This window comes from Streptomyces sp. NPDC045899 (genome assembly GCF_056431485.1).
The window spans coordinates 65,852-75,398 of the sequence record NZ_JBWKKP010000034.1; the positions used below are offsets into that span (position 1 = coordinate 65,852).

6 protein-coding genes are annotated in these 9,547 nt (G+C 72.0%); 1 reads left to right on the forward strand and 5 read right to left on the reverse strand.

Translation table 11 applies throughout. The features are described from left to right. Nucleotides 1-73: 73 nt before the first annotated feature. From AC07FT_RS33410 to AC07FT_RS33420, 3 genes are all read right to left on the reverse strand, one after another. A complete protein-coding gene (locus AC07FT_RS33410; protein WP_471201218.1) occupies nt 74-1,204 on the reverse strand; it encodes an acyl-CoA dehydrogenase family protein in 1,131 nt (376 codons plus the stop codon). A gap of 188 nt (nt 1,205-1,392) precedes the next feature. Continuing rightward, nucleotides 1,393-3,504 (reverse strand): acetyl/propionyl/methylcrotonyl-CoA carboxylase subunit alpha, encoded by a 2,112-nt coding sequence (locus tag AC07FT_RS33415; RefSeq protein WP_479179828.1) that lies wholly within the window; start codon nt 3,502-3,504, stop codon nt 1,393-1,395. A 5-nt stretch (nt 3,505-3,509) separates the two neighbouring features. Next, the gene (locus AC07FT_RS33420) at nt 3,510-5,105 is read right to left on the reverse strand and encodes an acyl-CoA carboxylase subunit beta (protein WP_479179829.1); all 1,596 of its coding nucleotides are present in this window, start codon (nt 5,103-5,105) and stop codon (nt 3,510-3,512) included. Nucleotides 5,106-5,281: 176 nt separating this feature from the next. On the opposite strand from AC07FT_RS33420, the gene AC07FT_RS33425 reads away from it, so the two are divergent. Then, nucleotides 5,282-6,487, forward strand: coding sequence for an RNA-guided endonuclease InsQ/TnpB family protein (locus tag AC07FT_RS33425; RefSeq protein ID WP_479179830.1), 1,206 nt, complete (start codon nt 5,282-5,284; stop codon nt 6,485-6,487). 34 nt (nt 6,488-6,521) lie between these two features. Here AC07FT_RS33425 and AC07FT_RS33430 read toward each other — a convergent pair whose 3' ends face one another. Together AC07FT_RS33430 and AC07FT_RS33435 are read right to left on the reverse strand one after the other, a co-directional pair. Further along, the gene (locus tag AC07FT_RS33430; protein ID WP_479179832.1) at nt 6,522-8,210 is read right to left on the reverse strand and encodes an acyclic terpene utilization AtuA family protein; all 1,689 of its coding nucleotides are present in this window, start codon (nt 8,208-8,210) and stop codon (nt 6,522-6,524) included. Further along, the gene (locus AC07FT_RS33435) at nt 8,207-9,001 is read right to left on the reverse strand and encodes a TIGR03084 family metal-binding protein (RefSeq protein ID WP_479179833.1); all 795 of its coding nucleotides are present in this window, start codon (nt 8,999-9,001) and stop codon (nt 8,207-8,209) included. The genes AC07FT_RS33430 and AC07FT_RS33435 overlap by 4 nt, the downstream gene beginning before the upstream one ends. Between the last annotated feature and the right edge of the window lie 546 nt (nt 9,002-9,547).

Below are 9,547 nucleotides of genomic sequence, written 5' to 3' on the forward strand. Positions count from 1 at the left end.
GCGTTCCCCTCGAATCCGATTACCTTCCCGTCGACACTGCCCAACTCCCCGGTCGATACGTGCCTGTTCGGACTCAGTACGACTTCGGCAGGCCCAGCGTCTGGTGCGAGACGAAGTTGAGGATCATCTCCCGGCTCACCGGCGCGATCCGCGCCACCCGCGACGCCGTGATCAGCCGCGCCAGCCCGTACTCCGCGCTCAGCCCGTTGCCGCCGAGCGTGTGCACCGACTGGTCCACCGCCTTCACCGCGGCCTCGGCGGCGGCGTACTTCGCCATGTTCGCCGCCTCCCCTGCCGCCGCGTCATCGCCGCCGTCGTACAGGTACGCCGCCTTCGCGGTCATCAGCCGGGCGAGCTCCAGCTCGATATGCGCCTGCGCCAGCGGGTGCGCGATGGCCTGGTGCGCGCCGATGGGCTCCTTCCACACCTGACGGGTCCGGGCGTAGTCCACCGCCTTCGCCAGCGCGAAGCGGCCCATGCCCAGCGCGAACGCCGCCGTCATGATGCGCTCCGGGTTGAGCCCGGCGAAGAGCTGGAGCAGCCCCGCGTCCTCGTCGCCCACCAGCGCGTCGGCGGGCAGCCGGACGTCGTCCAGCACCAGCTCGAACTGCCGCTCGTCCGAGTCGAGTTCCATCGGGATGTGGTGGTACGCGAAACCGGGTGTCTCACGGGGGACGATGAACAGGCACGGCTTGAGCTTCCCGGTCCGCGCGTCCTCGGTACGGCCCACGATCAGCGTGGCGTCGGCGGTGTCCACCCCGGTGATGAACACCTTGCGGCCGGTCAGCACCCAGTCGTCGCCGTCACGGCGGGCGGTGGTGGTGATCCGGTGCGAGTTCGAGCCCGCGTCGGGCTCGGTGATGCCGAACGCCATCCGTACGCTGCCGTCGGCGAGACCGGGCAGCCAGCGGCGCTTCTGCTCCTCGGTGCCGAAGCGGGAGATGACCGTGCCGCAGATGGCGGGCGAGACGACGAGCAGGAGCAGCGGGCAGCCCGCCGCGCCCAGCTCCTCCAGGACGATGGACAGTTCGGCTATGCCGGCGCCTCCGCCGCCGTACTCCTCGGGGAGGTTGATCCCGAGGTAGCCCAGCTTTCCGGCCTCTTTCCACAGCTCGTGGATGTCGCCGCCGTGGCCCTTGCCGAGGGCGGCGACGGCGGCGCGCAGATCGGCGCGTTCGGGGGTGTCGGTGGTGATCGGGTTCATCTGCCGCTCCTCGTGGGTGCTGCCGTGGTGGTTGCGGTGCGATGTCACGGGGCGGGGCCGGGGCCTCCGGGGTGGCGTCCTGGACCGGATATTCACGGCGCCGGCACCCGGAGCCGTGAGGTGGGCCGGGAATGGGCGCCACAAATATCCGATAGCGTCCAGGACACCACCCCTGCGACCCCTGCCCCTCAGGTGTGTTCGTCCTCCGCCGCCACCACCGCGAGCAGGGCACCGACCTCGACCTGACGGCCGGTGGCCACGTGCAGCGCGGTGAGGACCCCGGCGGCGGGTGCGGTGATGCGGTGCTCCATCTTCATGGCCTCCAGCCACAGCAGCGGCTGTCCGGCCTCGACCCGGTCCCCCACGGCCACCTCGGCGACCCGGACCACCGTGCCCGGCATGGGCGCCAGCAGGGAGCCGGGCTCCGTACGGGCGGTGGGGTCGGGGAACCGGGGCAGGGCGGTGAAGGCGAAGGATCCCAGGGGTGAGTCCACGTGGACGCGGTCGCCGTATACCGCCACGTCGAACGTCCGCCGGATGCCGTCGGCTTCGAGGACCACCCGCTGAGGATCGGCCCGCACCAGTCGGATGTCCGGGAACCGGTCGGCCACCAGACCGTCGCGGGTGAGCCGGTAATGGACCTCTTGTTCGGTGCCGTCCGGTTCCGCGCGGTAGGTCTTGACCTGCGGCTGGGAGGCGACGTTGCGCCATCCCCCCAGTCGCCCGGCCACGGACGGAGGGCGGTCCGATGCGTCAGCGAGTGCCGCCGCCAGGGCCGACACCGGAGCGCTTTCCGTGTCGGGAGCCGTTAGTTCGTCGAGATGGCGCTCCAGGAAGCCGGTGTCCATCCGTCCCTCGGTGAACTCCGGGTGGCGCAGGGACCGCACGAGCAGCTCACGGTTGGTCACCGGGCCGTGGAGGGTCGCGCGCTCCAGCTCATGGGCCAGCCGCCGCAGTGCCTCCCCGCGGGTGGGGGCCCAGACGATGACCTTGGCGAGCATCGGGTCGTAGTGGACGCCGATCTCGTCACCGTCCACGATCCCGGAGTCGATCCGCAGTCCGGGCGGAGAGCCGCCGACGAGACGGGAGGGGCCGGGGTCGCAGGGGTGGGGGTCCTGGACGCTATCGGATATGTGTGGCGCCCATTCCCGGCCCACCTCACGGCTCCGGGTACCGGCGCCGTGAATATCCGGTCCAGGGCCGCCGCCCCGGAGGCCCCGGCCCCGCAGCCGGGCACCCTGCTCCGGCTCACCCCCCACAAAGGTGAACCGGTGCATCACACCCGTCTGCGGCTGCCACCCCCGCCCCGGGTCCTCCGCGTACAGCCGGGCCTCGACCGCGTGTCCGCGCGCCTCGGGGGCGGCGCCGAGCCGTTCGCCCTCCGCGACCCGCAGTTGGAGGGCCACCAGGTCCAGGCCGTAGATCTCCTCGGTCACCGGGTGCTCCACCTGGAGCCGGGTGTTCATCTCCAGGAAGTACGCGCGGTCGCCCGAGACCAGGAACTCCACCGTGCCCGCGCCCTCGTACCCGATGCTGCGCGCCGCGTTCGCCGCGGACTCGTGCAGTACGGTGCGCAGCGCCTCGCTCAGCCCCGGGGCCGGGGCCTCCTCGATCACCTTCTGGTGGCGGCGCTGGAGGGAGCAGTCACGGGTGCCGAGCGTCCACACCGTGCCGCGGGTGTCGGCGAGCACCTGCACCTCGACGTGGCGGGCGCCCTCCAGATAGGGCTCGAGGAAGACCTCGCCGTCACCGAAGGCCGACGCCGCCTCCGCGCGGGCGGATTCGAGTTCGGCGGGGAGCGCGTCGAGGTCGCGGACCACCCGCATACCGCGCCCGCCGCCGCCCGCCGCGGCCTTCACCAGGAGGGGGAGGTCGGCGGCGGTGACCCGGTCGGGATCGCCGGGTTCGAGGAGGGGGACACCGGCCTCGCGCATCAGCTCCTTGGCCCGGGTCTTGGAGGCCATGGCCTCCATCGCGGCGGGCGGCGGCCCGATCCAGACCAGCCCGGCGTCGGTCACCGCGCGGGCGAAGTCCGCGTGTTCGGAGAGGAAGCCGTAGCCGGGGTGGACGGCGTCGGCCCCGGCGGCGAGGGCGGCTTTGACGATGAGGTCGGCGCGCAGATACGTGTCCGCGGGCGCGTCGCCCGGCAGCCGTACGGCGGCGTCGGCCTCGTGGACGTGCCGGGCGTCCGCGTCGGCGTCGGAGTGCACGGCGACGGTGGCGATGCCGAGTTCACGGCAGGTGCGGAAGACGCGGCGGGCGATCTCGCCGCGGTTGGCGACCAGGAGGGAGCGGATCATTTTCCTCACATCCGGAAGACGCCGAAGCCGCGTGCGCCTTCGACCGGTGCGGTGTGGATGGCGGACAGGCAGAGGCCGAGCACGGTACGGGTGTCGCGGGGGTCGATGACGCCGTCGTCGTAGAGCCGCCCGGAGAGGAACATGGGCAGGGACTCGGACTCGATCTGCTGCTCGACCATGGCGCGCAGCCCGGCGTCGGCCTCCTCGTCGTAGGGCTGTCCCTTGGCGGCGGCGGACTGCCGGGCGACGATGGACAGGACGCCCGCGAGCTGCTGCGGCCCCATGACGGCGGACTTGGCGCTGGGCCAGGCGAAGAGGAAGCGGGGGTCGTAGGCCCGGCCGCACATGCCGTAGTGACCGGCGCCGTAGGAGGCACCGATGAGTACGGACAGGTGCGGCACGCGGGAGTTGGATACGGCGTTGATCATCATGGCGCCGTGTTTGATGATCCCGCCCTGCTCGTACTCGCGGCCGACCATGTAGCCGGTGGTGTTGTGCAGGAACAGCAGCGGGATGTCGCGCTGGTTGGCGAGCTGGATGAACTGGGCGGCCTTCTGGGACTCCTCGCTGAAGAGCACGCCCTGGGCGTTGGCGAGGATGCCGAGGGGGTAGCCGTGGAGACCGGCCCAGCCGGTGGTGAGGCTGGTGCCGTAGCGGGGCTTGAACTCGTCGAAGTCGGAGCCGTCGACGATACGGGCGATGACCTCACGGGGGTCGAAGGGGACCTTGAGGTCGCCGGGGACGATACCGAGGAGTTCCTCGGCGTCGTACTCGGGCGGTTCGGCGGGGCCCGGGTCGGGGTGCGCCTTGCGCCAGTTGAGGCGGGCGACGACGCGGCGGGCCTGGCGCAGGGCGTCGGGCTCGTCGGTGGCGAAGTAGTCGGCGAGGCCGGAGGTGCGGGCGTGCATCTCGGCACCGCCGAGCGACTCGTCGTCGCTCTCCTCTCCGGTGGCCATCTTGACCAGCGGCGGGCCGCCGAGGAACACCTTGGAGCGCTCCTTGACCATGATCACGTGATCGGACATCCCGGGGACGTACGCACCGCCGGCGGTGGAGTTGCCGAAGACCACGGAGATGGTGGGGATTCCGGCGGCGGAGAGCCGGGTGAGGTCGCGGAAGAGCGCACCGCCCGGGATGAAGATCTCCTTCTGGCTGGGGAGATCGGCGCCGCCGGATTCCACGAGGCTGACCACGGGGAGCCGGTTGACGTGGGCGATCTCATGGGCGCGCAGGGACTTCTTCAGGGTCCAGGGGTTGCTGGCGCCGCCGCGCACGGTGGGGTCGTTGGCGCTGATCACGCATTCGACACCGGAGATGACGCCGATACCGGTGACGAGGGAGGCGCCGACGGGGTAGTCGCTGCCCCAGGCGGCGAGCGGGGAGAGCTCGAGGAACGGGGTGTCGGGGTCGAGGAGCAGCTCGATCCGCTCACGGGCGAGGAGCTTGCCGCGCTTGCGGTGCCGGGCGACGTACTTCTCACCGCCGCCGGCCAGCGCCTTGTGGTGCTCGGCGTCGAGTTCGCCGAGCTTGGCGAGCATCGCCTCGCGGTGGGCCGTGTAGTCGGCGCCGCCGGGGTCGAGCGCGGACGCGAGCACGGTCACTAGTTCCCTCCCAGGATGCTTGAGCCTTCAGAGTGGGGTGGAATCGGATTCCTGCGGAACAGGGCCGGGAGGGCAGAATTGCCGTTAGGGCGGTTCGGCATCCACCTCGCACCGCTCCGGGGCAGGCCACCTCCAGGGACACTCAACTGTCGTACCTCACAGTTAGATTGGTGGTCATGACGGCGGGATCGAAGACCAGCGCAGGCACCGGGTACGCCCGGTGGACCTACCGGCTTCGCGTGTCCGCTGGCGCCCGTGCGACGCTCGAGGCAGAGTGGGGTCGGTGCCGGTGGGTGTGGAATGAGTGCGTTGCCCGCTCGAAGAAGGCCCACCGGGACGGTGAGATGTGCGGACCGGCGGGGCTCGACGCGATGCTGACCGAGGCCCGCCGCACCACCCCATGGCTGCGGGAGGGCTCCTCGGTTCCTCAGCAGCAGCTCATACGGGACTTCGGCAGATCCCGCGCGAAGGCACTGAAGGACATCAAAGATCGACTTCCCATGCACCGCCGGGCGGGGATGCCCCGCTGGAAGAGGAAGCGGGACGCCGATCCGACCCTGAACTACACCCGGCGCGGCTTCCGCCTGAGAGGCGGGCGCCTGCACCTGGCAGGCGGCGTCGTGGTGGCGGTGGTGTGGTCGCGCGAGCTTCCGGCAGGCCCTTCCAGCGTGCGCGTCTTTCGAGACGGTGTTGGCGATTGGTACGCCTCGTTCGTCGTCCCCGCCCAGGTCGAGCCCCTTGGCACAACTGGTTGCGTGCTGGGTGTGGACTGGGGCGTGAAGGAGACCGCCACCACCACATCCGACGCGCACGACCTTCCCCATGCCGAACACGGCCGGAAGGTCATGGCGAAACTGGGCCGTTACCAGCGGATGATGGCCCGCCGCCGCCCGCCGAAGGGCAGGTCGCCGTCGAAGGGCTACCGCAGAGCCAGGCGGCACGCGGCGAAGCTGCACAAGAAGATCGCCCGACAGCGGCAGGACACGGCCCGCAAGTGGGCCAAGAAGGTGGTCCGTGACCATGACGTGGTGGCGGTGGAGGACTTCCGCCCGGCGTTCCTGGCCAGCACGTCGATGGCGCGCAAAGCTGCCGATGCCGCCATCGGCGCCACAAAGGCGGCTCTGATCGAGATGGGCCGCAAGCACGAGCGGGATATCCGGCTTGTGCACCCTGCGCACACCACCATGGACTGCGCCCGGTGCGGAGCGAGAACCAAGCACGCACTACCTCTTTCCGAACGTACCTACACCTGCGCCGTGTGTGGAGTCGTATCCCCAAGGGACAAGAACTCCGCCCGCGTGATGCTCGTCCGGGCTGGTCTGAACCCGGCTGGTGTCGAGGGCGTAAGACCTCCCGGGCCGCCGGTCCGGGAGGCAGCCTGAGCCAGGAATCTCCCGCCCTCGGGCAGAAGAGCAGTCAAAGCAGTACCTCCGGTATGTCCAGGTGGCGTGAGCGCAGCCATTCGCCGACGGCTTTGGCCTGCGGGTCGAAGCGGGCCTGGGCGGCGACGCCTTCGCCGAGCAGACCGTCCACGGTGAAGTTCAGGGCGCGCAGGTTGGGCAGGGTGTGGCGGGTGACGGGCAGCCCGGCCGTCTCGGGCAGCAGCGCGCGCAGCCGCTCGGTGGTGAGGGTGTGGGCGAGCCAGCGCCAGGCGTCCTCGGTGCGGGCCCAGACGCCGATGTTGGCGCTGCCGCCCTTGTCGCCGCTGCGGGCCCCGGCGACGGCCCCGAGGGGGGCGCGGCGGGTGGGGCCGGAAGGGAGCGGTGGTGGCAGGTCGGGTTCGCCGACGGGGGCGAGGGCCTGGCTGCCGGGCGCCGGGGGGATGGCCGTACGGGTGCCGTCAGGGAGGACGGCGGTGTGGGTGACGGCGTCGGCGGGGGTCGCCACCGCCTCGAACACGCCGTAGGGGGAGGCTTTCCCGGGCGGGGCGGTGACGTGGAAGCCGGGGTAGCTGGCGAGGGCCAGTTCGACGGCGGCGGCGCTGACCGCGCGGCCGACGGTGTCGGGGTCCCGGTCGCGGACGACGAGCCGCAGCAGGGCGCTGGCCTCCTCCTGTCCCGCGGCGTCGGGGTGGTCGGTACGCGCCAGGGTCCAGCGCACCTCGGCGGGGCGGCGGCGGGCGAGCGCGGCGTCCAGCTGGCTCTGTACGAGCGCGGCCTTGGCCTCGATGTCCAGGCCGGTGAGGACGAAGACCACCTCGTTGCGGTGGCCGCCGAGGCGGGTGAGCCCGGTCTTGAGGGTCGGCGGCGGCGCCTCGCCGCGTACGCCGTCGATCCGCACCCGGTCGGGGCCGTCGGGGGTGAGCCGGACGGTGTCGAGGCGGGCGGTGACGTCGGGGCCCGCGTAGCGGGCGCCCGCGGTCTCGTAGAGGAGCTGGGCGGTGACGGTGCCGGTGGTCACGGCGCCGCCGGTGCCCGGGTGTTTGGTGATCACGCAGGAGCCGTCCGCGGCGATCTCGGCGAGCGGGAAGCCGGGGCGGCGGATGTCGTGGTCGGTGAAGAAGGCGTAGTTGCCACCGGTGGCCTGGGTGCCGCACTCCAGGACGTGTCCGGCGACGACCGCCCCGGCCAGCGCGTCCCAGTCGTCGGCGGCCCAGCCGAAGTGGGCGGCGGCCGGGCCGGTGACGAGGGCGGCGTCGGTGACGCGTCCGGTGACGACCACGTCCGCGCCGCCGCGGAGGCAGGCGGCGATCCCGGCGCCCCCGAGATAGGCGTTGGCGGTGAGCACACCGGGGCCCCAGTCGCGGGTGGCGAGCAGATCGTCGCCCTCGACATGGCCGACGCGCACGGTGATGCCCAGCTTGTCGGCGAGGGCGCGGATGTCGTCGGCGAGGGCGGCCGGGTTGAGCCCGCCCGCGTTGGTGACCAGCCGTACGCCGCGCTGGACGGCGAGGCCGAGGGTGTTCTCCAACTGCCGCAGGAAGGTGCCCGCGTACCCGCGGGCCGGGTCCTTCATCCGGTCGCGGCCGAGGATGAGCATGGTCAGCTCGGCGAGGTAGTCACCGGTGAGGACGTCCAGAGGGCCGCCGGTGAGCATCTCGTGGACGGCGTCGAACCGGTCGCCGTAGAAACCGGAGGAGTTGCCGATGCGGAGCGGCGCGGTCATGCGGCACCCCCGCCCGGCAGGCGGCCCTTTCCGGGCGGTCCGGCGAACGCCTGGGCGATGTCCAGCCAGCGGTCGGCGTCCGGGCCGTGCGCGGTCACGGCCACGTCGGCGCGGTGGGCGCGCTGGGTGACCAGCAGACAGAAGCCGAGGGCGTCCCCGGTCACCCGCTGTGCGGCGTCCTCGGGTCCGAAGGTCCACACCCCGCCGTCGGGGGCGGTGAGTTCGACCCGGAACTCCTCGGCGGGCGGCTCCAGTCCGCGCGCCGCGTACGCGTAGCCCCGCGCCCGGACCCCGATCAGCGCCACATGGCGCAGCCGGGCGGTGGGGGCGCGGCGGGCGCCGAGGGCGTCGGCGACGTCCTGTCCATGGGCCCAGGTCTCCATCAGCCGTCCGGTGGCCATGGACTTCACGCTCATCGGCGGCCCGTACCAGGGCAGCCGGGCGCCCGGGGGTACCTGGGCGAGCGTCCGGCACAGCCGTTCGCGCCCGTCCCGCCAGCGCCGCAGCAGTTCCGCGGGCGGCAGTGCGGCGCCCTGTTCCGCGCCCTCGTCCACGAACCCGCCCGGTGCCGCCCGTGCCTTGCGCACCTCCTCCGCGAACCCGTCCGGATCGAGCGCGGCCTGCGCGGCGCGTTCGTCGGTCCAGGCGAGGTGGGCGATCTGGTGCGCGACGGTCCAGCCGGGCGCGGGGGTCGGGGTCCGCCACCCCGTGTCGTCGAGCCCGGCGACCAGACCGTCCACCTCGTCCCCCTCGGCGCGCAGATCGCCGAGCAGGGCTTCCGTATCGGACACGCGTGGCTCCCGTCGTCGGGGGGTGTCGTGCGGGCGTCGGGAGTGAGCGTGGCAGCACCGAGAGAAACAATCAAGCATGCTTGCATGATTTTCCGCCATGACCACATCCCCGGGAGCGCCCCGTCGAGCACCCGGGAACCCGGAGCGAGGGATCGACGTTCGGACATCCGCCGGACCGGTGCGAAGGAAGCCGTCGGCACGGTCCGCGGATGTGTGCTGCGCCACGACCTGCGGCGAAACCAACAGGACGGTATTGGCGTCCTGTTCCGGGTGAGACTGCGGCAATGGCCTCGATGGCTCGATCGGAGCGGTCGACGGGCGGGTGCGCCGTCGGTGTACAGGGGGGAGCGGATCAGTGTCCGTGCATGACAGAGGCGTTTCGGCGCCGGACGACCCGAAGCCGGGTGACGGCTGCCGGGTGGACGGCGGCAGCGTCGGCGGAAAAGGAACGATCGCGTGACGCAGAAGGACGCCATGGAGGGTGGGGCGGCCGAGCGTATACCCGCTCATGCGCAGCCGTCGGATGTGATTCCTGGTTCGCCGAAG

What these genes read in the sequence shown, in the direction of transcription:
- AC07FT_RS33425 (WP_479179830.1), top strand. Translation starts at nt 5,282, where the DNA reads ATGACGGCGGGATCGAAGACCAGCGCAGGCACCGGGTACGCCCGGTGG.
- AC07FT_RS33410 (WP_471201218.1), bottom strand. Translation starts at nt 1,204, where the DNA reads ATGAACCCGATCACCACCGACACCCCCGAACGCGCCGATCTGCGCGCC.
- AC07FT_RS33430 (WP_479179832.1), bottom strand. Translation starts at nt 8,210, where the DNA reads ATGACCGCGCCGCTCCGCATCGGCAACTCCTCCGGTTTCTACGGCGAC.
- AC07FT_RS33415 (WP_479179828.1), bottom strand. Translation starts at nt 3,504, where the DNA reads ATGATCCGCTCCCTCCTGGTCGCCAACCGCGGCGAGATCGCCCGCCGC.